This window comes from Paenibacillus baekrokdamisoli (assembly GCF_003945345.1).
In the GTDB taxonomy this organism is placed as follows: domain Bacteria; phylum Bacillota; class Bacilli; order Paenibacillales; family Paenibacillaceae; genus Paenibacillus_Z; species Paenibacillus_Z baekrokdamisoli.
The window spans coordinates 1,278,732-1,301,892 of the sequence record NZ_AP019308.1; the positions used below are offsets into that span (position 1 = coordinate 1,278,732).

General features: G+C 45.7%; 26 protein-coding genes. 22 read left to right on the forward strand and 4 right to left on the reverse strand.

The window, feature by feature from the left end; genetic code table 11:
* Window positions 1-3 precede the first annotated feature (3 nt).
* The 6 genes from mutL (at window position 4) to EKN16_RS05475 (ending at window position 7,658) form a co-directional block, all read left to right on the forward strand.
* The gene (mutL, locus tag EKN16_RS05450) at window positions 4-2,082 is read left to right on the forward strand and encodes a DNA mismatch repair endonuclease MutL (protein ID WP_125654361.1); all 2,079 of its coding nucleotides are present in this window, start codon (window positions 4-6) and stop codon (window positions 2,080-2,082) included.
* Window positions 2,079-2,849, forward strand: a complete 771-nt coding sequence (locus tag EKN16_RS05455; protein WP_125654363.1) for a class I SAM-dependent methyltransferase — start codon at window positions 2,079-2,081, stop codon at window positions 2,847-2,849. Before mutL ends, EKN16_RS05455 begins: the two co-directional genes overlap by 4 nt.
* Window positions 2,846-3,838, forward strand: coding sequence for a tRNA (adenosine(37)-N6)-dimethylallyltransferase MiaA (miaA, locus tag EKN16_RS05460; RefSeq protein WP_125654365.1), 993 nt, complete (start codon window positions 2,846-2,848; stop codon window positions 3,836-3,838). The genes EKN16_RS05455 and miaA overlap by 4 nt, the downstream gene beginning before the upstream one ends.
* Window positions 3,839-3,856: 18 nt before the next feature.
* Window positions 3,857-4,096 carry an RNA chaperone Hfq gene (hfq, locus tag EKN16_RS05465; protein ID WP_125654367.1) on the forward strand — a complete coding sequence of 80 codons (240 nt, stop codon included), beginning with the start codon at window positions 3,857-3,859 and terminating at the stop codon, window positions 4,094-4,096.
* Between the two features lie 204 nt (window positions 4,097-4,300).
* Window positions 4,301-6,952 carry a transglycosylase domain-containing protein gene (locus tag EKN16_RS05470; protein WP_125654369.1) on the forward strand — a complete coding sequence of 884 codons (2,652 nt, stop codon included), beginning with the start codon at window positions 4,301-4,303 and terminating at the stop codon, window positions 6,950-6,952.
* A 40-nt stretch (window positions 6,953-6,992) separates the two neighbouring features.
* On the forward strand, window positions 6,993-7,658 hold the full coding sequence (locus tag EKN16_RS05475) for a peptidylprolyl isomerase (RefSeq protein WP_125654371.1): 666 nt from the start codon (window positions 6,993-6,995) through the stop codon (window positions 7,656-7,658).
* 197 nt (window positions 7,659-7,855) lie between these two features.
* Here EKN16_RS05475 and EKN16_RS05480 read toward each other — a convergent pair whose 3' ends face one another.
* Window positions 7,856-9,178, reverse strand: coding sequence for an IS4 family transposase (locus tag EKN16_RS05480; protein WP_125654374.1), 1,323 nt, complete (start codon window positions 9,176-9,178; stop codon window positions 7,856-7,858).
* Between the two features lie 416 nt (window positions 9,179-9,594).
* On the opposite strand from EKN16_RS05480, the gene EKN16_RS05485 reads away from it, so the two are divergent.
* The 7 genes from EKN16_RS05485 to glnA all read left to right on the forward strand — a co-directional run bounded on the left by EKN16_RS05485 (window position 9,595) and on the right by glnA (window position 16,495).
* Entirely contained in the window at window positions 9,595-10,152 is a 558-nt protein-coding gene (locus EKN16_RS05485; RefSeq protein WP_125654376.1) for a ribonuclease FAU-1 family protein, read from the forward strand.
* Window positions 10,149-10,862: a YdcF family protein gene (locus EKN16_RS05490; RefSeq protein WP_125654378.1), complete on the forward strand. Its 714-nt coding sequence runs from the start codon at window positions 10,149-10,151 to the stop codon at window positions 10,860-10,862. Before EKN16_RS05485 ends, EKN16_RS05490 begins: the two co-directional genes overlap by 4 nt.
* A gap of 157 nt (window positions 10,863-11,019) precedes the next feature.
* Window positions 11,020-12,000, forward strand: a complete 981-nt coding sequence (locus EKN16_RS05495) for an AAA family ATPase (RefSeq protein WP_125654380.1) — start codon at window positions 11,020-11,022, stop codon at window positions 11,998-12,000.
* A gap of 28 nt (window positions 12,001-12,028) precedes the next feature.
* Window positions 12,029-13,324 carry a GTPase HflX gene (gene hflX / locus EKN16_RS05500; protein WP_125654382.1) on the forward strand — a complete coding sequence of 432 codons (1,296 nt, stop codon included), beginning with the start codon at window positions 12,029-12,031 and terminating at the stop codon, window positions 13,322-13,324.
* Between the two features lie 31 nt (window positions 13,325-13,355).
* Window positions 13,356-14,639 carry a methionine gamma-lyase family protein gene (locus tag EKN16_RS05505; RefSeq protein WP_375782071.1) on the forward strand — a complete coding sequence of 428 codons (1,284 nt, stop codon included), beginning with the start codon at window positions 13,356-13,358 and terminating at the stop codon, window positions 14,637-14,639.
* Window positions 14,640-14,700: 61 nt separating this feature from the next.
* On the forward strand, window positions 14,701-15,111 hold the full coding sequence (locus EKN16_RS05510) for a MerR family transcriptional regulator (RefSeq protein WP_125654384.1): 411 nt from the start codon (window positions 14,701-14,703) through the stop codon (window positions 15,109-15,111).
* 55 nt (window positions 15,112-15,166) lie between these two features.
* Entirely contained in the window at window positions 15,167-16,495 is a 1,329-nt protein-coding gene (gene glnA / locus EKN16_RS05515) for a type I glutamate--ammonia ligase (protein WP_125654386.1), read from the forward strand.
* Window positions 16,496-16,606: 111 nt separating this feature from the next.
* On the opposite strand, the gene EKN16_RS05520 is transcribed toward glnA, so the two are convergent.
* The 3 genes from EKN16_RS05520 to EKN16_RS05530 form a co-directional block, all read right to left on the reverse strand.
* Window positions 16,607-17,740, reverse strand: a complete 1,134-nt coding sequence (locus EKN16_RS05520; protein WP_125654388.1) for a site-specific integrase — start codon at window positions 17,738-17,740, stop codon at window positions 16,607-16,609.
* 73 nt (window positions 17,741-17,813) lie between these two features.
* On the reverse strand, window positions 17,814-18,272 hold the full coding sequence (locus EKN16_RS05525) for an ImmA/IrrE family metallo-endopeptidase (protein ID WP_125654390.1): 459 nt from the start codon (window positions 18,270-18,272) through the stop codon (window positions 17,814-17,816).
* Window positions 18,273-18,284: 12 nt separating this feature from the next.
* Window positions 18,285-18,797 (reverse strand): helix-turn-helix domain-containing protein, encoded by a 513-nt coding sequence (locus EKN16_RS05530; protein ID WP_125654392.1) that lies wholly within the window; start codon window positions 18,795-18,797, stop codon window positions 18,285-18,287.
* A gap of 109 nt (window positions 18,798-18,906) precedes the next feature.
* Here EKN16_RS05530 and EKN16_RS05535 point away from each other — a divergent pair, with 109 nt between their 5' ends.
* The 9 genes from EKN16_RS05535 (at window position 18,907) to EKN16_RS05575 (ending at window position 23,142) form a co-directional block, all read left to right on the forward strand.
* Window positions 18,907-19,125, forward strand: coding sequence for a helix-turn-helix domain-containing protein (locus tag EKN16_RS05535; protein ID WP_125654394.1), 219 nt, complete (start codon window positions 18,907-18,909; stop codon window positions 19,123-19,125).
* Between the two features lie 248 nt (window positions 19,126-19,373).
* On the forward strand, window positions 19,374-19,634 hold the full coding sequence (locus EKN16_RS05540; RefSeq protein WP_125654396.1) for a group-specific protein: 261 nt from the start codon (window positions 19,374-19,376) through the stop codon (window positions 19,632-19,634).
* 42 nt (window positions 19,635-19,676) lie between these two features.
* Window positions 19,677-19,868: a hypothetical protein gene (locus EKN16_RS05545; protein WP_125654398.1), complete on the forward strand. Its 192-nt coding sequence runs from the start codon at window positions 19,677-19,679 to the stop codon at window positions 19,866-19,868.
* A complete protein-coding gene (locus EKN16_RS05550; protein ID WP_125654399.1) occupies window positions 19,865-20,128 on the forward strand; it encodes a hypothetical protein in 264 nt (87 codons plus the stop codon). The genes EKN16_RS05545 and EKN16_RS05550 overlap by 4 nt, the downstream gene beginning before the upstream one ends.
* A gap of 216 nt (window positions 20,129-20,344) precedes the next feature.
* The gene (locus EKN16_RS05555) at window positions 20,345-20,767 is read left to right on the forward strand and encodes a hypothetical protein (protein ID WP_125654401.1); all 423 of its coding nucleotides are present in this window, start codon (window positions 20,345-20,347) and stop codon (window positions 20,765-20,767) included.
* On the forward strand, window positions 20,767-21,060 hold the full coding sequence (locus tag EKN16_RS05560; protein ID WP_125654403.1) for a hypothetical protein: 294 nt from the start codon (window positions 20,767-20,769) through the stop codon (window positions 21,058-21,060). Before EKN16_RS05555 ends, EKN16_RS05560 begins: the two co-directional genes overlap by 1 nt.
* Window positions 21,057-22,277, forward strand: a complete 1,221-nt coding sequence (locus tag EKN16_RS05565; protein ID WP_125654405.1) for a DUF2800 domain-containing protein — start codon at window positions 21,057-21,059, stop codon at window positions 22,275-22,277. Before EKN16_RS05560 ends, EKN16_RS05565 begins: the two co-directional genes overlap by 4 nt.
* Window positions 22,278-22,535 carry a hypothetical protein gene (locus tag EKN16_RS05570; protein ID WP_125654407.1) on the forward strand — a complete coding sequence of 86 codons (258 nt, stop codon included), beginning with the start codon at window positions 22,278-22,280 and terminating at the stop codon, window positions 22,533-22,535. It abuts the gene before it with no gap.
* A gap of 16 nt (window positions 22,536-22,551) precedes the next feature.
* Window positions 22,552-23,142, forward strand: a complete 591-nt coding sequence (locus EKN16_RS05575; RefSeq protein ID WP_125654409.1) for a DUF2815 family protein — start codon at window positions 22,552-22,554, stop codon at window positions 23,140-23,142.
* The last annotated feature ends 19 nt before the right edge of the window (window positions 23,143-23,161 follow it).

Below are 23,161 nucleotides of genomic sequence, written 5' to 3' on the forward strand. Positions count from 1 at the left end.
GGAATGGGCAAAATTCATGTGTTGGATGAACAGCTAGCCAATCAGATTGCTGCAGGCGAAGTCGTTGAACGGCCTTCCTCGGTTGTGAAGGAGCTCGTCGAAAATGCTGTGGATGCAGGCAGCTCCACGATTGATATAGTCATTGAAGAGGGCGGTTTAACGCTCATACGCGTGACTGATAACGGCTCAGGTATAGACGGAGATGATATCGAGATGGCCTTCTTTCGTCATGCTACGAGTAAAATCTCTTCCGGCAAAGACTTGTTCCGCATAGCCAGCCTAGGCTTCCGCGGAGAAGCGCTTCCGAGTATCGCGGCAGTCGCTCGTGTAACCTGTATTTCATCTCCTGAGACGAGCGGCCTTGGCCGTAAGCTTGTGATTGAAGGCGGCGCAATACGAGTGAACGAAGAGACGAGCGCCCCGCAAGGAACTGATATAGCCGTTCGTGAATTATTTTATAACACACCAGCTCGGTTGAAGTACATGAAGACGATACAGACTGAGATCGGTCATATTGCCGATTATGTCAATCGTTTGGCGCTTGCACATCCCGGTATAGCTATCACATTGAAGCATAATGGAGGGCTGCTGCTGCGGACGCTAGGCAGCGGTGATCGACTTCAAACGTTTGCTGCGATATACGGTACGACTTCGGCCAAGACGATGCTTCCCGTTGAGGGGGAAGTGCCCGACTATGATTTGCGAGGGTATATCTCTAAGCCAGAGCAGACAAGAGCTAACCGTAATGGCATTACGCTTGTTGTCAATGGCCGCTATATTCGGAGCTTTGTCATTAATCAGGCGATTATGCAGGCCTATCATACCTTACTTCCTATTAATCGTTTCCCGATGGTTGTCTTAGAGATCGGCATGCATCCAAGCTTGCTCGATGTCAATGTGCATCCTTCCAAAATGGAGGTTCGGTTCAGCAAAGAAGTGGAGCTTCGAGAGTTTATCGAGAAATCCATCAGTGATGCGCTTGGGAAGCAGCGTCATATACCTGGACCTGCGTCTTCTGAGCGGTCCAAACCGATTTTTGTCCAGGAGAATATTTCATTCCATCAGCCGGAGCCTTCCTTTAATTCCATCGTTGAAAATTCCAAAGCGGAACGTGTCGGTGGCAGCGTGAATCTGAACCAACGTCCGTTCGCAGAGCAGACTAGCAGGGATAATGGGTCGGCCCGAGGTAACGGATATAACACGAATAATGGAGGATCTTCATCCGGTCGCAGCAATGTGCTGGATTGGCAGAGCGGACGCAGCGTCATTCCCAAGGATGCTGCAGAACGCTTATATGCGCCGCCATCTGACTCGGTCTTCTCGCGCCCTCATGAGGGAGTTCGGGAGACAACCGTCGGAGCTGGTTTTGAAACGGGAATAAGTGGGAATGAGAATGGTGGGTACGAGAGTGGGAGTTCCTCTACAGCTGCTTCATTAGAGGCACTTGCTTCTGTTCCAGCAGACTTCCCTCTGAACAGTGAAGCCGCATCTCCTTCTTTCCCAGAGCTGTATTGGATTGGTCAGCTGCATGGTACTTATATTGTGGCTCAGAATGAAGAAGGACTGTTCTTAATTGATCAGCATGCGGCTCATGAGCGGATTCATTATGAATATTTCTTTGAAAAGTTCAGCCGTCCACAGCCAGCCAGCCAGCAGCTGCTCGTACCCATGACGCTAGAATATACACCAACGGAAGCCGTTGCTCTGAAGGATCGACTCTCCTACCTGATAGAAGCAGGTGTTGAGCTGGAACCGTTCGGTACCCATACGTTTCTAGTCCGTGCTTATCCGGAATGGCTTCCTGATGGTGATGAGCAATCGGTCATCGAGGAAATGATCGATTGGCTGTTAATAGAACGGGGAACTATAGATATCGGCAAGCTTAGGGAGAAATCAGCTATCATGTGTTCGTGCAAGGCTTCCATTAAAGCGAATGATCGTTTGACCCGTGAGGAAGGGGAAGGTTTGCTGATTAGGCTTGGTGCCTGCAAGCAGCCTTATACCTGCCCCCATGGAAGGCCGATTGTCGTACATATGACGACGTATCAGCTAGAAAAAATGTTCAAACGGGTGATGTCATGATTGTAACAACGCCTCATAAACCAACACCAGATCTCATTGCTTATGCGAATCGAATTAGTGAAGAACTGGGAGGGCGTTATGTTCCTCGCAAGCAGGATTCTCTTACTTTGCTGAGGCAGAGATATAACGATGATCAGCTGCTTGTTGCAGACGATCAAGGACTGCGCTATTATGAGGATTCAGATACCCCTTTATATTTTCATCCTAGTATGGCATATGTGCGAGTGAAACGGCTTCGCAAAGGTGAACGTGATCCATTGATTGATGTTTCTGGTTGTGAGCCAGGAGATGCTGTCGTTGACTGTACGGCAGGGCTGGGTTCGGATTCAATCGTTTTCTCGTATGCGGTAGGTGCCGCTGGACATGTTACAGCTCTTGAGAGCCAAGGCATACTGTCTACAGTCGTTCGGGAAGGGCTGCAAACGTATCAAACCAATCACTTGGATGTCAATGAAGCGTTCCGCCGAATTACACTGCAAAATATCGACCATAAGAGCTGGCTTTCATCGCAACCGGACAAAAGCGTCGATATTATTTATTTCGACCCGATGTTCCGTCAGCCGCTTCATGATTCTTCTTCAATGCAGCCGTTACGTGGTCTTGCCAATCGCGAACCCTTAGACAAGGAATCAGTGGAGCATGCGATTCGCGTGGCACGAAAGTCGGTTGTGCTCAAGGAGCACCGTGATAGTTCAGAATTTGATCGGCTTGGTTTTGAACGCAAGCATGTTAACAAAATTGCTTATGGAGTGATTATACCGACATGAGCGACTTACAATGCATCAATAAGGTTGAGAAACCGAAACTGCTCGTACTCATTGGACCGACTGCAGTTGGGAAGACGAAGATGAGTCTTGACCTTGCTAAAGCCTGGAACGCCGAGATTATCTCAGGTGATTCCATTCAGGTTTACCAAGGAATGGACATCGGCTCCGCTAAGATTAAGCTTGAAGAGCGAGAAGGTATCCCGCATCACCTCATCGATATCTGCGATCCCCTGCAGCCATTCTCGGTTGCGGAGTTTCAAGAGCGCTGCGCTGCACTTATTCCGGCTATTACAGATCGGGGCAAGCTGCCCTTCATCGTTGGCGGCACCGGTCTATATGTGGAATCTGTCGCATATGGCTATGACTTTGCGGATGTAGGCTCCGATGAGCTCTTTCGTGAGGAGCAGGCAGAGTTTGCACGGAAGTTCGGGGCAGAGGCGCTGCTTGAAAAGCTTCGTCTGGTGGATCAAGGTTCTGCTCTGCGTCTGCATGCGAATGATCAACGGCGGGTTATTCGCGCCTTGGAGATTTATCATCTAACAGGTACAACGTTATCCGAGCAGCTGGAAGGTCAGAAAAAAACATCACCGTTCGAACTATGTATAATCGGTCTTACTATGGATCGCAGTGTTCTCTATTCCCGCATCAATGAGCGTGTGGATACGATGATTGCCGAAGGGCTTGTAGAAGAAGTGAAGGGATTGCTTGACCGCGGGGTACCTGCGAATGCTGTTTCAATGCAAGGTCTTGGCTATAAGGAAATCGTACTATACCTGCAAGGAGATCTAACACTAGAAGAAGCGGTCGAATTATTAAAGCGGGATACGCGCAGATTCGCTAAACGCCAGCTCTCATGGTTCCGACATATGAAAGACATCCATTGGATCGATAGTTCTGAAAATTTTCACAAGAATTTGGATACGATTCATGGTATAATAGCAGGAAAGTTTAAGGTCAATCTTGAATATAATTCTAACCAATCTTTATAACGATGGGGGTAACGGTCAATGAATAAATCAATCAACATTCAGGATACTTTTCTAAACCAATTACGCAAAGACAGCGTCCCGGTTACTGTGTATTTGACCAATGGCTTTCAAATTCGCGGCGTGATTAAAGCATTTGACAATTTCACCATCGTTATTGACAGTGAAGGCCGCCAACAAATGGTGTACAAGCATGCTATCTCTACCTTTACCCCACAACGTAATGTCTCTCTTGTTCAAGTTCAAGGCAGCGAATCGTAGTCCCCTAGAATGGTTTTTTGAAACTTTTCTAGTGCGTGATGCGTTTAATTGGATAGCGGCACGACAGAACAACCCGCTACTGGCTGGGTTGTTCTTTTCGTTTGGACCTCTTAATCGTTACAAGAAGGCTGTTGCGGTTTACAATTATGGGGTATAAATAGAGACGAGAGACACAACTCGTTAGAGCTGGAGGGGAACCTTTCTATGACAGATGAAAGAAGCACCAAGAAGAAAGTGCAGAAGAAAAAGGGGAAACGCAAATTCTCAGGACGTAAGCTGCTCATATGGATGTTTTTCACGGGAGCGGTGGCTGTAATTTGCGGCATTATTGGCTATATGTTAATTATTTTGAACGGCGAACGTATTTTGTCGGAGAATCAGGATAAATTCATTTTACCAGAGGCTTCTACGATCTACGATTCAGGCGGCCATGAAATCATGAAGTTCTCTACAGCAGGCGGCAACCGTGAAAATGTAGAATATGCTGAAATCCCTAAACTAGTAAGAGACGCTGTAATTGCTACAGAGGATAAGCGTTTCGAAGAACACAAAGGAATCGACTTATGGTCCATCGGTCGAGCACTTGTAAAGGACGTCGTAACCAGAAGCGCCGCTGAGGGTGGCAGTACCATTACCCAGCAGCTTGCCAAAAACCTATTCCTAACGCGGGATAAGACCATCTTCCGGAAGGCTACGGAAGCTTCGATAGCAGTAGCACTAGAGAACAAGAAAACAAAAGACGAAATATTGACGATGTATCTGAATCGGATCTATTACGGCAAAGGAGTCTATGGCATAAAAGCGGCGGCAAAATATTACTTTGACAAGCCTTTAGATCAATTGAAGATTTGGGAGATCGCGACTTTAACAGGTATCCCCAAAGCTCCAACTGCCTATAATCCGATTAGTAATCCTGAAAAGTCAGCAGATCGCCGAAATGTTGTCCTTCAGCTTATGTTTGAACAGGGTTATATCACGAAAGCGCAGCTTGATGAGGCGAAGACCCATACCTTCGTTCCGACTCAGCACAGTGTGGCAAGTGATACGTATCCGGCTTACATGGACTATCTTGTCAGTGAAGCGGAAGCGAAGACGGGACTCACAGAGGAACAGCTTCGAATCGGCGGGTACAATATTTACACGACTTTAAATACAAATGCACAATCCATTATGGAAAAAGAGTTTGCTGATGATTCTAATTTTGAGAAGAGTGTAGACGATCAACAGGTTCAAGGAGCAATGATCATTATTGATCATCGGGATGGGAATATTCAAGGCTTAGTTGGTGGACGTGATTATGAGAAGAAAGGGACGAATCGCGTTCTCGTCCCTCGTCAACCAGGCTCAGGCTTCAAGCCGATAACCGTTTATGGACCGGCAATTGAGACGGGTGATTATTTCCCATGGTCGATCGTACAGGATGTTAAGCAATGCTACGGCAATTACTGTCCTAGTGATTCCAATGGAAACAAATATATTGGTCCCATTACTATCCGTCAATCCATTAAGGAGTCCCGTAATGCTTCTGCCGTGTGGCTTCTCAATGAAATCGGTGTAAAAACGGGACTGAAATTTGCTGATAAGCTTGGCTTTTCGTTAGATAGCAAAAACGATCGCAATCTCGCGATTGGTCTTGGTGGATTGACAAATGGGGTAACGCCTTTGGAAATGGCAACGGCCTATAGCGTTTTTGCAAATGGGGGCAAGTCGGTCGATCCTCATTCCTTGTTAAAGATCGTGGACGGCAACGATCAAATTATTTATCAATATAAAGCACCGGATCCTGTACAGTTAATGAAACCGGAAACGGCTTATTACATGACCGATATCATGCAGGGTGTACTGGAAAAAGGCGGAACGGGAACACGTGCAAGGATTGATCGCCCTGTTGCGGGTAAGACGGGGACGACTCAGCATGGTATTCCTAACTACAGATCTAGTTATAACCGTGATGCTTGGTTCTCGGGGTATACGGCAGAGTGGACAGGTGTGGTCTGGATGGGGTATGACCATACAGACAAGAATCATTTGCTTAAGAAGAGCAGCTCGCAATCTGCTGCGATGTTCGGGAAAGTAATGGGTGAGGCAATGAAGGATGTGCCCAAATCGAGCTTCCCGAAACCGAAAGATGTCGAGCAGCAGCAGCCTCCGGCAGGCGTTACGAACCTAAGTGCTATCTATGATCAGCAAAATGTTAAAGTTAAGCTCATATGGGCGGCAGCAGAAGGCAGCGGGCTGACCTATCGTGTCTATCGTAAGGAAGCGACTGAGACTGCATTTACACGTCTTATGGATGCTGTGAGTACTACAGGAGTTGATGACATGAGTGTTGCCCCTGGTATGAGTTACACTTATTACGTGACAACTTATGATGCAAACCATGATATTGAAGGTACACCATCTGGCCAGGTATCCATTGAAATTCCGGCAGAACAGCTGACGCCAGTAGATCCGGGAAATAACGGAGGTACTCCGAATAATGGAGGAACAACTCCTGGTGACACAGGTGGTACCCCAGGTGATGGAACGCAAACACCTGGCAACGGCAATGGGAATCCAGATAACGGTAACGGACAAGATCCTGGAACTACCGATCCTGGTACTGGCAATAATGGGCAAACACCTGGTAGTGATGGTCAAACACCAGGGAACAGTGGCACAGGCGGTACCAATGGAACGGGTACCACGGGTACTGGTGGAACAAGCGGTGGAACAAGTGGAACTGGCGGTACAGGTACAACTGGCGGTACGTCAACAACGCCAAGTGGTGATGGTACAGCTTCCAATCCTGTTGGCGGGGCGGTAACGCCCCCGCCAGCTACTGGTAGTACAGGCGGCACACCAGCTGGTGGTTAGCTCGAACTAACAAAACATATCAAAGGGGCAGACTTCTCAAATGAAAAGAATGATTTTACTTCTAGCCGTGCTAGTACTTGTACTTTCAGGCTGCGGCGCAAAAACGAATAATGAAACATCTTCGACTGGCGATGGCGCATCTACAACAAACAATGGAGCGTCAACAACGAAGTCATGGACGAAAGCACCTGAAATGACGATCGATAAAACCAAATCCTACTTGGCTCACTTCAAAACAACCAAGGGTGATTTCACCGTTGAACTCTACACGAAGGATGCACCAATCACAGTTAACAACTTTGTTTTTCTTGCCAATCAGAAGTTCTATGACGGCATCAAGTTTCACCGCATCATTAGTGACTTTATGATTCAAACAGGAGACCCGACCGGTACAGGTGCTGGTGGGCCTGGATATAACATTGAAGATGAACTGAAAAATGGCCATACGTATGAGGATGGAATATTGGCGATGGCCAATACAGGGAAGCCAAACAGTGGAGGAAGTCAGTTCTTCATTTGTACGGGGCCAAGAGCTGTCACGATACTTAATTCAAACCCAAAATACTCCATCTTCGGCAAAGTAAAAGATGGGATGGATATTGTCACCGCTATTGCTAACACGCCTGTTGCAGAAAGTAGTGACGGTGAGCTTAGCTTGCCAACAGAAGATGTACGGATTAAATCGATTACGATTGAGGAAAAATAAACAAGTAAGGGAAGGGGGAGCTTATGGCCAATGTCATTAAGTTAAGCTCAAAGACAAGATAGGGAATAAAAATGGAATCCGAAACGGTATGGGAAAAAGCCCTGTGCCGTTTGTTTTTTTGTGCAAGCAAGGAAAAAAGCGTACAGCAAACAAAGCGGATGGAATATCCGCTTAAAAAAATGTTCATATGAACCGAATTATGCTACTCTGTAGACGAAGCTAACAGCTGATTTATAGCGAATTTTGCGCGTATTCTGCTGCCCTGGTCGAATGGGTCGAATCGGCAAAATGTTTTTGCGAATCAGTGCTTCAACATCGGGCAGGGATTCATCGTCCCTTGGGCGCAGGAAATGTCTACAAACATGAACGGCGACCGTGAAGTTGACTTGGTATTGGTGCCGTTTATCCATTTGGGAAATGACGACGTGTGAGGTCATCATTTCAGCGAAATTGTACATGATCATTCTTGCGAAAATCTCTTGGATGATGGACTCTTGCTTCTTTGCGTGAAAATTCGTCAGACCGACGGTGTATTTTAATGCTCTGAAAGAAGTTTCGATGCCCCATCGCATGTTATAAATGGACTTGATTTCATTGGGTGGGAAATCAGCGACTGAAAGATTCGTAAGGACGGTTTCATAAGCGCCACTCGGCAGGACGAAACGAACAACCCGAAAGGAAATCGGATAAAACAAGTTCTCATGCCGATCCAAAAAATCAAATGTAGACGTGGAAGGGACGAACTTGTAAATCTCGGGATGAGCCTTGACTTCTTTGGTATGTTTTTTGGTGAGTGTCAGATGAACGTCAATATCAAACTCTCCGCTAAAGGGCAAATGCAAGCCCGAAAGAATACCACTGGAATTCAGATCCTTTACCCGTATGACATAGTTCCACCCTTTGCGTTCAATATGCGCGAAATTGTTGTAACTTTCATACCCCCTATCGGCAGTAACAATGGTTTTGCCTTTGATGGGGGAACGGTCAACCATAGCAGCAAGCGCCCTTCCCTCGTTGCACAACCTTCGTGGCTGAACAATGGCATCCACGTAAAATCTATTGCACAAGTCATAGGCTGCGTTCAAATGCAGAAGGTTATAGCCTTTCGTGTTCGGTTGACTTTGAATATAAGTTTCCGTGTCGGCAGGGTCAGTTGCGACATGCAAATCCGAACCGTCAACGGCAAGTAATCGATACCCTCGATAGTCCTTGATATTCGTATACGATTGCGTAAATTTGTGAAACAAGAATTCCACAGCAGACGGCAGGATTTTATTCCTCTGCTGGACAAAAGCAGAAGTGGTTGCGGTGTTTACGTCATAGCCCTGCGATTCCAAGAGTTCCTTATATATGCTGTTCCCCCCCATTGAGATCAGGAGTTGCATAACCGTTTCAAAGGGTAGCTTTTTCTTTCGGGTAAAATCTTGTTCAGGTTTTTTGACATAAGGTGCTGGTGCCGCTGACATTTCTCGTATGAGGGATGTCAGCGTTTCTTTTAGCGAATTCGCGTACTCATTCATTGGCGTAACCTCCTCGTTTTTCCAAGGGGCTTCGCCACACAATTTCATCTGCTTGTCAAGTTCTATTTTCTTTTTTGTGCAAAAAAAGAGCGGGCTATCTTTTCGATAACCTGCTCTTGTTCTTGATTTTTGGCCCTGCGCCTTAACTTAATGACATTGAGCTTATGGCTCTCCTTTTCTTCTTTTGCCCCAAATTAAAAGTTTGTCCAACGTTCAAATCCAGCGATGGGCTTGGTTTATTTTTCTAGGTTGCTGGTGATGAGGGTTGTGATGTGGTAAGATTTTTGTAAAAAGATGATTACGTATACGGATTATGAGATACGTTATCTATTCTGCTAAGGGTGCAAAGAATCGATGCTTGAGGCACCTTATCAGGCAGCAGCCTGAAAGCGAACCTAACAGAAAGGTCGTTCTGTATGAAACGTAAATTTTCTGACCGAGCCAATTGGCGCCGCATCTTGCGAAGAAGCTATACGTGCATGTCGATGGATGGGGATGAGTTCAAAGGACTTGTTACGTTTTATCGGATTCACGAATTGCGCGAGCCGCTTTGGAAAGAATACAATGGACGTAAATTATGTTTAGCTGATCGTGGTTACCTGTGGATGCAGCACTTTCCACGAGGCGAGCATTTTGTCGTAACGACGATGTTTGATGATAAGAATAAAGTTGTACAATGGTACATTGATATTTGCAAAACACAAGGATTAACAGATCAACAGGTGCCTTGGTTCGATGACTTGTATCTGGATGTCGTTGTCCTTCCTAGTGGTGAGGTGTTCCTACTCGATGAGGATGAACTGGAAGAAGCAGTTCGTGATGGCATTGTAACGACCAAGGATGCTGCATTAGCGCGAAAAACAGCGGGACGTTTATTATCTTCCATTCGTAACGGCAGGTTCCGTTACTTCACGATGAGTCTGAAGCACCGTAAAACGTTAGCTCCTCAGAGCGGTGAGCTTAGCGAGTCATGAAGACAAATGTGAAATCGGTTATTAAGCCACCAGTTAAAACAACGGTGAAACCGTCGCGCAGTAAGAAGCGCTCCCGCAAACGGTTTCGCCCGATTGTTTCGACATTGCGCATTATAGCTTGGATCGCAGCGATTGGTGTGTTCTGGTGTGCCTATTTGTTATGGGTTATCAATAGCTACGAGATGCCAAAGTCAATTGCGAAGGCTGACGCTGCTATCGTGCTTGGTGCTTCATTATGGAGTGATGAACCTAGTCCTGGGCTGCGGGAGCGGCTCGACTATGCTTTGAATTTGTACAAGCAAGGCAAAGTTCAACACTTTATAGTTACCGGAGGACTTGATCATAATGGGTCCAAGCTAACCGAGGCGGAAGGAATGCGCAATTATTTGGTTGAGAAAGGTATTCCTGTTCGTAATATTGTGCTGGAGAATGATGCTCGAAGTACATATGAGAATTTGCTTTTCAGTAAACCGCTCGCCAAGAAGAACGGTTGGAACCATCTGATTATCGTAACGAATGACTATCATTCCGCAAGGTCTGCGGAGATCGCTCGATATCTGAATTACACATCTGTAGAAGTGTTAGGGTTTAAATCGCAGGTTTTATCAACCGCGTATAATCAATCAAGAGAAGTATTAGCGTTCACAAAATGGAAGCTTGACGCCATCTTGCTGCATTTTGGACTGCAATCACCCGATACTTCATTCTGATCTCTTTCATCTGTCACGTATCTCCTTGAAAACTGTTAATATGGCTGGTATCACTAGAATACAATGGATCATGCGGCTAGTTCGTGCCGATGAATGTTGGCATTCTAGCTGAACGAATGACGCCCAATAAACAGTTGCAAGGAGAGGTGATCAAGCAATGAACGAGCGAGTCGTATCCTCAGCAGCAAGTGGCGGTGCTAGGCCATCAAGGCAAATCAACGTGGTCCTGCGCAGTTCAGAATCCCAATCGGGAGCAGGCTTGGTACAAACGGTAGAAAATGAATCCGTTCATCCAGTTAAACCACTTAGCGATAACGATCCCTACCTAGAAATTCAACGGGAACTTGATCCGATGGTTGGGCTTGATAATGTCAAGCTTCTCATTTATGAGATATTTGCTTTACTGCAGATCAGTCGAATGCGGACAGAGGCTGGTTTATCCAGCGGTTCGCATGTCTATCATATGATTTTCAAGGGCAATCCAGGCACAGGGAAAACAACGATCGCTCGAATTGTTGCGAAGCTTTTCAACAAAATGGGCGTACTCTCCAAAGGCCATCTTATTGAGGTGGAGCGTGCAGATCTTGTTGGAGAGTATATAGGACATACTGCTCAAAAGACGCGTGATCTCGTTCGTAAAGCGATCGGTGGCGTCCTCTTCGTAGACGAAGCGTACAGCTTGGCACGTGGGGGGGAGAAGGATTTTGGCAAGGAAGCCATTGATACGTTAGTAAAAGCTATGGAAGATTACCGTAATCAATTTGTGCTAATACTAGCCGGATATCCCTTAGAAATTGAGCATTTTATGATGACCAATCCGGGTCTGCCTTCACGCTTCCCGATTCAGATTGATTTCCCGGATTACTCAATTGACCAACTGATCCAAATCTCAGAACTAATGGCCAAGGACCGGGATTATGCGTTAATGCCACAAGCGCTATTTAAATTGCGACAGCATCTTATGCAGGAGAAAACAGCCTCGTACTATGCCTTCAGTAATGCTAGGTATGTACGTAATGTGTTAGAGAAAGCTTTTCGCCATCAGGCGGTTCGATTAATGAATCAATATCCAAGCAGCTCCCCGGGTAAACAAGAGCTTATGGCAGTTCGTCCGGAGGATCTGAAATGGGAGAAATGATTGACCTAGGAAGGAGTTACAACCATCAATGAGACAATCCACTTATGATACAGATAATGAATTAATGGACCGTGCGATACTGGTCAGCCTAGTAACTCAGCAAGTGAAGCGAGGCTCGAGCGATCCAGAGCACTCTCTGGAGGAATTGGTCAGTTTGGCCGAGACAGCGGGGGTAGAAGTACTCTCCACAATGGTTCAGAATAAAGAGGCACGGGATACGAAATGGTTCATCGGAAAAGGCAAAGTGGAAGAGTTAAAGGTAATGGCCGATGAGCTGGGCGCAACAACTGCAATATTCGATCAAGAGCTCTCGGGAGCACAGGTACGTAACCTTGAGGAAGCGCTTGATTTGAAAATTATTGATAGAACGCAGCTAATTCTCGATATATTTGCACAGCGTGCGAAGACTCGTGAGGGTATAATTCAAGTTGAGCTAGCTCAGCTTAGCTACCTGCTGCCTCGTTTATCCGGTCAAGGCAAGAATTTATCCCGTCTTGGCGGGGGTGTTGGAACGCGTGGCCCCGGTGAAACAAAGCTTGAGACTGATCGTCGTCATATTCGTGATCGAATTACCGATCTTAAGCGTGTACTTGATGAGCTTGTTCGTCACCGGTCGCTTCACCGCGAGCGCAGACGTAAATCGGGTATCCAACAGGTTGCGCTTGTCGGCTATACGAATGCAGGTAAATCGACGCTGCTTCGTGAGTTAACGAATGCGGACGTGTACGTAGAGGATCAACTGTTTGCAACCCTTGATCCGACCTCTAGGAACCTGGAGCTGCCTAGTGGCAATGAAGTTGTACTGACGGATACTGTAGGTTTCATTCAGAATCTACCTCATGATCTTATCGCGGCTTTCCGTGCAACTCTCGAAGAGGTGCTCGAAGCGGACCTTGTACTTCATGTCATTGATAGCTCTTCGCCGATGCGCGAGGAACAGATATCGGTCGTGGAGAAGATACTTGACGAGCTGGGTGCGGCAGGGAAGCCAACGTTAATGATATATAATAAAATTGATTTATGTCCAGGTGATGGATCAGAGCTTCTTCCTGCCAATCGACCTGATGCTTTAGTGATGAGTGCCTACGTCACTGAAGATCTTCTACGGCTTCGTGAGACCATTCAGGATCGCATGACGGGAGATACGCGTACGTTTATTCTTCCTGCAGAGCGGGGAGATTTAATTGCTTTAGCTTATCGTACAGGAGAGGTCATCTCGCAAGAGGTGGACGAAGATTCCTTGCGCCTAACGGTGCAATTAAACAAGCAGGATTATGAAATACACGGTCATAAGCTAGACGCTTATACTGAGCAGCAGCAGTAACGTAGAAGTGTGAGGAGAGACAACGGTTGTGATACAGCAAGAGAATGCGAATTGGAATAGGTTACTGGAATGGGCGGAAGCAGCAGAGGCGCAAGTGAGCCCGATGTTCCGCTCCTTGGATAAGATTGCTGAACGGAATCAATGGAAGGTCATTCAGGCTTTCCAACGTCATCGTGTAAGCGATTTTCACTTTAATGGTTCAACAGGGTACGGATATAATGATCGAGGACGAGAAATTCTAGACTTCGTCTATGCAGATATTATGGGTGCGGAGGCCGCACTGGTTAGACCGCACTTTGTCTCTGGTACCCATACGATTAGCTGCGCTTTGTTCGGATTGCTTCGACCAGGTGATGAATTGTTATATATCACAGGAAGACCCTACGATACCCTTCATAAAGTAATCGGAAAGCCTGGGGATGGGACAGGCTCTCTGCAGGACTTTGGCATCAAGTATGTGGAAGTTCCACTTGCTGCAGATGGAGCGATTGACTGGGGTGGCGTTGCTTCTAAAGTCAATGAACGAACAAAGGTAATCGGCATACAGCGCTCGCGCGGATATGAATGGCGTTCCTCCTATACAGTTGCCGAAATTGGCGAGATGGTGAAGCGGGTAAAAGTAATGAAGCCTGACGTGTCAGTATTTGTCGACAACTGCTATGGTGAGTTCACGGAGGAGCTTGAGCCCACACAAGTTGGTGTTGATTTGATGGCAGGTTCTCTAATTAAGAACCCTGGCGGGGGGCTTGCGCCAACCGGCGGCTATGTTGCAGGAACCAAGCATGCGGTAGAGCTTACTTCTTATCGCTTAACTGCTCCAGGTATTGGTGGAGAGGTAGGGGCTACCTTGGGGACACTGCGTGCCATGTATCAAGGGTTGTTCCTCGCACCGCATCTTGTTGGACAAGCCTTGAAAGGGAGCGTATTTGCTGCAGCCATGTTCGAAATGCTTGGTTATGAGACGAACCCGCGCTGGGATGCCAAACGTACGGATTTAATCCAAGCTGTCAAGTTTAGCGATAGTAAGCAGCTCATCGCTTTTGTTCAAGGTATTCAAAGGGCAGCGGCTGTTGATTCACACGTTGTACCAGAGCCATGGGACATGCCTGGATACGAACATCCGGTTATTATGGCTGCTGGAACATTTATGCAAGGCGGCAGCTTAGAGTTATCAGCAGATGCTCCGATCAGAGAACCATATATCGCATATATGCAAGGTGGACTCACTTATTCGCATGTAAAATACGGTGTTTTGAATGCTTTAAGTTTGCTTGCTGAAAGAGAGTTAATTGTGATCAAACCTTACACAACTTGACACATTTTTGGCATGGCGTTACAATGAAAGCATATATCAGATACTGGAAGGTTGATGCGACATGGGTGACGAAATACGCAGAAATATGGCGCTTTTTCCGATCGGCATCGTCATGAAGTTGACCGACTTGACAGCACGTCAAATCCGATACTACGAGCAGCATGATTTAATTGTTCCGGCTCGTACGTCCGGGAACCAGCGGCTGTTCTCGTTCAATGATGTGGAGAGGCTGCTAGAAATTAAATCGTTGATTGAAAAAGGCGTCAATATTGCTGGCATTAAGCAAGTGATGTATCCGGTATCGAAAGAGTCCGAGGATGCTACAGTTGTAAGTGAGCTATCTGAGGTTAAACGCCGGGAATTATCTGATACTCAGCTCCATCGATTGTTGAAGCAGCAACTGCTAGAGAAGAGACCGGGCAAAGCTTCCATGATTCAAGGTCAGCTGTCCCGTTTCTATAGCAAGAAATAATAATAATGATTCTTAAAAATGAACGAAACTACTAGTCTTCAGGGGAGATGATAGCGTGGGTTACACTAAAGACGACATCAGACGGATTACAAAAGAAGATAATGTTCGCTTTATTCGACTGCAGTTCACAGACTTGCTTGGAACAATAAAAAACGTGGAAATTCCGGTGAGTCAACTGGAAAAGGCACTTGATAATAAAATGATGTTCGATGGCTCATCTATCGAGGGATATGTACGTATCGAGGAATCCGATATGTATCTATATCCGGATCTAGACACATGGGTCGTGTTTCCATGGGTAGCACAGGATCGTATTGCACGCTTGATCTGCGACATCTATATGCCTGATGGAACGCCTTTTGCTGGTGATCCACGAGGTATTCTGAAGCGTGCACTTAAAGAAGCTGATGACTTGGGCTTCACAGCTATGAATGTTGGACCAGAGCCGGAATTTTTCTTGTTCAAAACGGACGAGAAAGGCGAACCAACGACAGAGCTTAATGACCAAGGCGGCTATTTTGACTTAGCGCCAATGGATCTTGGTGAAAACTGTCGCCGTGAAATCGTCTTGACACTTGAAGAGATGGGTTTTGAAATTGAAGCCTCTCACCATGAAGTTGCTCCAGGACAGCACGAAATCGACTTTAAATATGCAGATGCTATTAAAGCAGCGGATCAAATCCAAACCTTTAAGCTTGTTGTAAAAACGATTGCTCGTCAGCATGGTCTCCATGCATCCTTTATGCCTAAACCGTTATTCGGCGTGAATGGTTCCGGTATGCATTGTCACCAGTCCTTGTTCCGCGGCAATGTTAATGCGTTCTACGATGAGAGCGACAAACTTGGCCTGAGTCAAATCGCTCGTTATTATATGGCTGGTGTATTGATGCATGCACGTGCATTCGCAGCGATCACCAATCCGACAGTTAACTCTTACAAACGTCTCGTACCAGGCTATGAAGCACCTTGCTATGTAGCATGGTCTGCAAGTAACCGGAGCCCGATGATTCGTATACCGGCATCGAGAGGACTAAGCACACGTATCGAGGTCAGAAGTCCGGACCCTGCTGCCAATCCATATCTAGCTCTAGCTGTTATGCTCAGAGCGGGCCTAGACGGAATTAAAAACAAAACACCTCTTCCAGCACCAACAGACCGTAACATCTACGTAATGACCGAGGAAGAGCGCATCGATGAAGGCATTCCTAGCTTGCCGGATGACTTGAAGGAAGCGTTGACTGAACTGCTTCGCAGTGAAGTTATCTGTGACGCTCTAGGCGATCATGCTCTCGCTCATTTCTACGAACTGAAAGAAATCGAGTGGGATATGTACCGTACACAAGTTCACCAATGGGAACGTGATCAGTACTTAACATTGTTCTAAACGAGGAATCCCTTGACGCTGTAGGCGTTGAGGGGTTTTCCTTTTGTGGGCGTCGTAGGAAAATTGAAGTCTTTTTGTGGCGTGCCCACAAAATGCCCACAAATAAAATATTCATTGGAGTATGCCTTTCGTAAACATCTCGAATTTTTCCATGTTTGCAGCTTCAATCTTCTTAGATATATGGGCGTAAACATCCGACGTGATTTGAATGCTACCATGCCCAAGCTGTTCTTGAACGAACTTCATATCAGCACCGGCTTCGAGTAGAAGAACTGCATTCGTGTGACGCAAGGAGTGGATTGGAAGCGAAGGTAGATCCGCTTTTTTAAGAATACGAGAGAAGGCATTGAATAGTGATGACTTAGGCATATAATTTCCATCCTCGCGACATAGGACGAGATCAAGATCGTTCCGATAAACCTCTTTCATAATATCTTTATTTTGATCCAGCCAATCAAAATGGTAGCGCAGATCAGCCGCTAGTGTACTGGTAATTCGAATGGTACGCTCGGATCTGAGTGTCTTGGTGTCACCAAATAATTCACTGTCATCCTTTGCAGTAAAGTCCAAAGATTTATTGATTCGGACTGTGCATTGGTTGAGATCGACATCAGTTCTTTGGAGCGCGGCTGCTTCACCTTTACGCATACCGGTCTCAATGAGTAACTTGAAAATCATCCAGTAGATATACCCGTATTGACGGGCCGTTTGGAGGAAGCGTTGTATATCACTCGATTCGATAAACTGGACTGTGCTTTTCTTCTTCGGTCCCTTGATCTCAGATCCGTTACAGGGGTTACGCTCCAGCTTGCATAGTGTGACTGCTTTCTCCAAGGCGTTGTGTAGTGTGGAATGGACAAGCTCAACAGTCCGACGGCTATACCCTTTATCCCCGATGCTGTTAAGGAACTCTTGATACATGATCGGTTTGATATCTTTTAGCATAATATTTTTAAAATATGGCTTGATGTGTGTTTTAATGTTGTTTTTATGCAATTCAATCGTATTCTTTCGAACTGTACCTGTTTTGTATTCATCAATCCATTTTGTCAGAAAATCAGAGAGACTGATATCTATCTTTTCATAGCCCTCTGCCAACTTCTTCTCTAGGTCTGTAGCCGCTGTTTGTGCTTCTCTCTTTGTTGAAAATCCGCGCTGTGACTTCTCCGTGAATTTTTGTGTGAAAGGATCTTTACATCGAATTCGGAACTCCCAGCCGGTTTCATGTTTCTTAAAACTCGCCATTTTCTTCCTCCTATCAGAACGTATGTTCTGTTTATGTATATAATAAACCGCCTTGCGGCGGGAAAGCGCAAGTTTACAGATTAAAGTATGATTGTTCATCTTTCCAGAAGGACTGTTTTTGTGGGCGTTTCAAATGAGCAACCTCTGCAGGCACACCACATACGTTTGCTGCCTCATAGATGGTCATTCCATTAAATAGAAGTTCGTCTGGTACCAAAAGTTCAACGGCAAACTCATTAGCTTCTCTTTCAATTCTATCTATTGATTGCAAAGTGTGACGCCGAAACGGCGTGTTTACTTCCCGATGTCGGAGAGCATGTCCAAGCTCATGGGCACAGGTGAACAGTTGATCTGAATCTTCCAGTTCGGTGTTTATATGAATTATTGGAATACGTTTGTAAGTGTTGAAGTATCCCATCGTATACCCGAGCGGCTCAAATAAGACAACTATGTTTCTCTGCTCTGCAATCATGAAAGGATTGTTGGTTCTGTGTCTCCGAATCAGTTGCCCAACTAATCTTTTAATCCCCATTCAGTTTACCCCTTATTTATTTTTGTTTGGATTAAATTTTTGCTTAGCCATTCCTTTTGCAAGACGCAATGAGTTTTCTAACGAAATTTTCATAAGTTCTTTTGTTTCATCATCCATTGGCTCACCGTGGAATGCGAGGGCTTCTCTGGATTCAAGCTCACCGATCATACGTTCTAAGTCAGTAGCGATGTCGCGTTCTTCTTTGGGTGACAGAGATTTTTTAGGTTTGAAGTTGCGTTGCAACTCTTTCTCGAGGTCTTCAAAGAATGACTCGTCTGTGTAACCATCGGAATAATCGTCACTAGTCAACATTAATATTCCTTGTGGATGAGGTAGACCCAACAAGAAATCAACGGTTACACCATGGAATCTTGCAATCTCACCGAGCTTAATGTGATCTGGATTAGATATGCTATTCTCCCAAGCATTATATCTAGCTCGTTTCACATTAAGTGCTTCGGCTATTTGGTCTTGAGTAATTCTCTTGTAATTTCGTAGTGCAGTTAACCTTTGTCCAAGATTCATTGTGATTACGACCTTTCGAGAAGTTTAGATAAAATTCTTAACAATAACTACTTGACGATAAGATTATTATCAAATATAATCAAAATACGGCAAGGGGGTGATCAAGCAAATGGTAAATAAACGACATAAGTTAATTGAATGCCGTGAATCCAAAGGGTCGAGAGATCTTGTTTCTTCTGAACTTGAAATTTCAAAAGTCTATCTTCGAATGATTGAAACAGGGGCTCTAAAACCGGGTCGTGATCTCATGTTTAGATTTTCAAAATATTTTGAACAACCGCTTGAAGTTATTTTCCCAGATATGTTTGGAGACGATTGGTCTGTTTAGTTATGCTTTTTATGATAAAATTTTTATCTTCTTTGAGTATAAACGATAAAAATATTATCGTCAATATTATTGACATAATTTTTCTTTTTATACCCAATGATAAGATTTTTATCAAATAATGAAATGAACTGAAAGTGAGGTAAAAAGATGAATGTAATTGTAGAAGATGCCGTACTGACCACTGTCACCCTCGCAATCGTGAAAGAGATGTCGATTCGTGAAAACAATGATCTTAACGAGCTGCTGTCATGATCACGGTCAACATAAACGAAGTCGAAACAAAAGAGTTGATCAGGCAACAAGTCGCGGACCTAGTCAAGGATATCGATGCTGAGATGGTCTACTGGGATACGAATGAGTTGAAGCGTCGTACGTGTATGAGCTGGAATACGATACAGGATCTGTTTTTCTTCGATTCTCGTTTTCCGAAGCATAAGATCGGTGGGAAGTGGTATTTTCCGGCAAAGGCTACCCGAGAGTTTTTACTGGTATGGTTGTCGGAGCAGTAAGTGTGAAATGGCAGTTGTACACCTTGAGAGGAGGTGAAAACCGTGAACAAGCATGATGAACAGCGCAGACGCGATTTGGTTAAAACGTTGGCTAAAGCGAAGGAGCAAGCCGAGATAGCCTATCTATACCTGGTTACTAACGAAGGCGATCCAGAAGAAACCATGAACGCTAAGCAGGTTCTGGGTAATATCGATTCAGCTCTTGAACAACTTGGAGCAGCGGAGCAGTCATGACAACAGTAACGCAGCGCATTAAAGAGCTGGAGCATATCAGGGATTGGGTACATAGCCATCCTGAGAAAGTGGATCCGGATGTAAGGCCTGCAGCCGTAGACTGGCTGAATGGTGAGATTGCAGGGATACAAAGAAAAACGACCAATCGGGGTAGGAGCCGATTAGCCGTTCGATTCAAAAACATTAGTTGGGCTCATTGTATCATACGAGCTCGAAAGGCGGCAAGACAATGCTTAAAGGCACTTTTCCAATTGAGTTAGATGGACAGCAAGCGCAGATGATCGTGAATGCTCTCCGTGATAAAGCTAATCACTGTTCATGCACTGAAGCCGCCATGTATCACATTTTAGCGCAGCAGGTTCTCGAAGGGAAGCAAGCTTTTCATAACCGTACTTATACTCTCATGGCACAACGTTATGATCTACTATTACCCAGCAATTCTATTTCATCTCATACCTAATCAGGAGGAATCATCCATGTCTGTTCAAATTCATATTAACGGCGAAACAGCCGCAGAAGCGGTTAAAGAGCTGTCTATCCTTGCTTCCCATTTCACAGGTAACAGTGCGGCCCCAATTGCTGCAGCTGTTGAAACTGCCAAGCCTGAAAAGGCTGCTCGTCAAACAAAGCCAGCCAAGCAAGCGGAAGTCGAGGCGCCAGCTACACAAGAAGCGGCCGAAAATGAGAAAGAGCTTGATGAAGCTATTTCCGATATGCCCGAAGGAGAAGGCGCTACGATCCCAACGGTCGAAGATCTGCGGGCTAACGCTGCTGAGGTGTCCAAAGCCGGTAAGCAAGCAGGAGTCAAGGCTCTGCTTAGTGCTATCGGGGCAAGTAGTATCAGTACGATTCCCGAGGATAAGCGGGCTGACTTCCTCGCCGCGCTAGAGGCGTTGTAATGCCACGCGATCTAGAGGCAGATCTAGCAATCTGCGAGGCGGCTACTCCTGGTCCGTATGAGATTACTACTTGTGATTGTGGAAGCCCTGTCTGTAGTCAAGTTTTTATAAGCATTACTAATACTGAAGGTCGCTTATTCCCAGAAGACGCCGCATTCTATGTTGCAGCTCGGAATGGATGGCCGGAAACGATTAGAGAGCTTCAGGCTGCTGAGGCTAAAATTGATCGACTACAAAATGAACTTCAGCTGTATCAAGAACAATTACAACAATCTAGGGGGTGTGGGGATTGACCGTTGCACATGCAAGCAGGGCTCACGCTAAGCTTTCCGCTTCTGGATCTAAGAGGTGGCTTAGCTGCCCAGGTAGTGTAGGGCTAGAAGCTATGTTTACCCGCGAAGATAATAGTGACTTTGCGGCTGAGGGTACGGCAGCTCACGAGCTATCCGAGATTCATCTAGCTTTTCTGTTCAATCATATCACCAAAGCACAGCACAAGAAGAAGCTTGATGCTGCTAAGAAAGGTCAGTTTTACTCGCAGGAGATGGAGGACCATGTTCAGACTTATATGGATGTGGTTATCGAGCGGATCAATGAGGCACGGGCTAAAACGCCGGATGCGAAGATATTATTTGAGGAACGGTTGGACTTCTCACCGTGGGTGCCTGAAGGCTTCGGTACGGGTGATGTTGTTATTATCGCTGACGGCACACTTGAGGTTATTGATCTTAAGTATGGCAAAGGTGTGCCTGTTTCCGCTGAGGATAACAGCCAGCTCCGCCTATATGGACTCGGCGCTATAAATGGTTTCAGCTTCCTATACGATGTGCAGATTGTCCGTATGACGATCGTCCAGCCACGGCTCGACAGTGTATCAACGGAAGAGATGACAGCTGAAGCGTTGCTTAAATGGGCTGATGAGGTAGTTAAGCCCGGTGCGGATCTGGCTGTTACCGGTAAAGGTCCGACTGCTGCAGGTGATCATTGCAAATTCTGTAAGGCTAGGTCGGAGTGTAGGACGAGAGCTTTTGCGAACCTTGAATTATTAGAACATGAGTTCAAAGAGCCACCACTGCTCTCCCTTGAAGAGCTTGCTGATATTCGAGGTAAAATCGATAAGCTTGTCAGCTGGGCTGGTGATGTTAAGGACCATATGCACGAGCAGGCTGAGAAGAACGGCGTTCGATATCCCGGATGGAAGTTAGTCGAGGGGAGAAGTAACCGCATCTACTCGGATAAAGAAGCTGTCAAATTCACACTTGAGCAAGCCATTAAGCAAAAGCACTTCGGGCAGCATTTTAAGCCTGAATCGATATTTAAACCGCAGGAGCTTGTTGGCATCGGGGAGATGGAAAAGGTAGTCGGTAAGAAGATGTTCGGGGAGATGCTGTCCGACTTGATCATTAAGCCGGCAGGCAAGCCAACTCTCGTCGAAGAATCGGACAAGCGGCCTGAGCTATCATCTCTTGCTTCTATTGAATCTGATTTTGCTGAAATGGGAGCTGATTAAATGAATCGGCTATATATCATTGTTCAAACGAATAAAAGCGAATTTAACGATCAACAAATGATTACCAGAAACAGTGAACGTGAAGTCATAGGGCACGCAGGATCGCTTGCAATGCGCGGGGGTCTCGAAGACGACATTGAAATTGACCGCATATTCTCTGTTAATGAATATGGCTCTGTTGATCACCATGAAATTGAATTTGAAAAAGGTAAGCTGATACTTAAAACGCTTCCTACGCAAACCTTAAAAACCAACTAAAAAGGAGCCAAACAAAATGGCAATTACAAATACAAATACAAAAGTTGTAACAGGCAAGGTACGTCTCTCTTATACTCATGTCTTCACACCGCAATCCATCGATGGCGGCGATGAGAAATACAGCACAGCAATCTTGATCCCGAAAACGGATAAGGAAACGCTTCGTAAAATCAAAGCGGCTGTTGATACGGCTAAGGAGCAAGGTAAAAGCAAATGGGGCGGTAAGGTTCCAGCTAATATTAAAACGCCTTTGCGTGATGGTGACGAAGAGCGTCCAGACGATGAGACGTATGCGGGTCATTACTTCTTGAATGCTTCCAGCAAAAACAAGCCAGGTATTGCGAAGCCGATCGGTAAAGATGCTGCAGGCAAGACCAAGTTCGCTGAGATCACGGACACAACCGAGGTGTACAGCGGCTGCTATGCAAAGGTAAGTCTTAACTTCTATCCGTTTGATATGAAAGGGAATCGCGGAGTCGCTGCTGGTCTTAACAACATCGTTAAAGTGCAGGATGGTGATTTCCTTGGTGGACGCAGTAGCGTGAATGATGACTTCTCGAATGAGGAATTTGAGGACGATGGTGATGACGAGAGCTATTTGGATTAATTATTTTAGGGGATTCGGC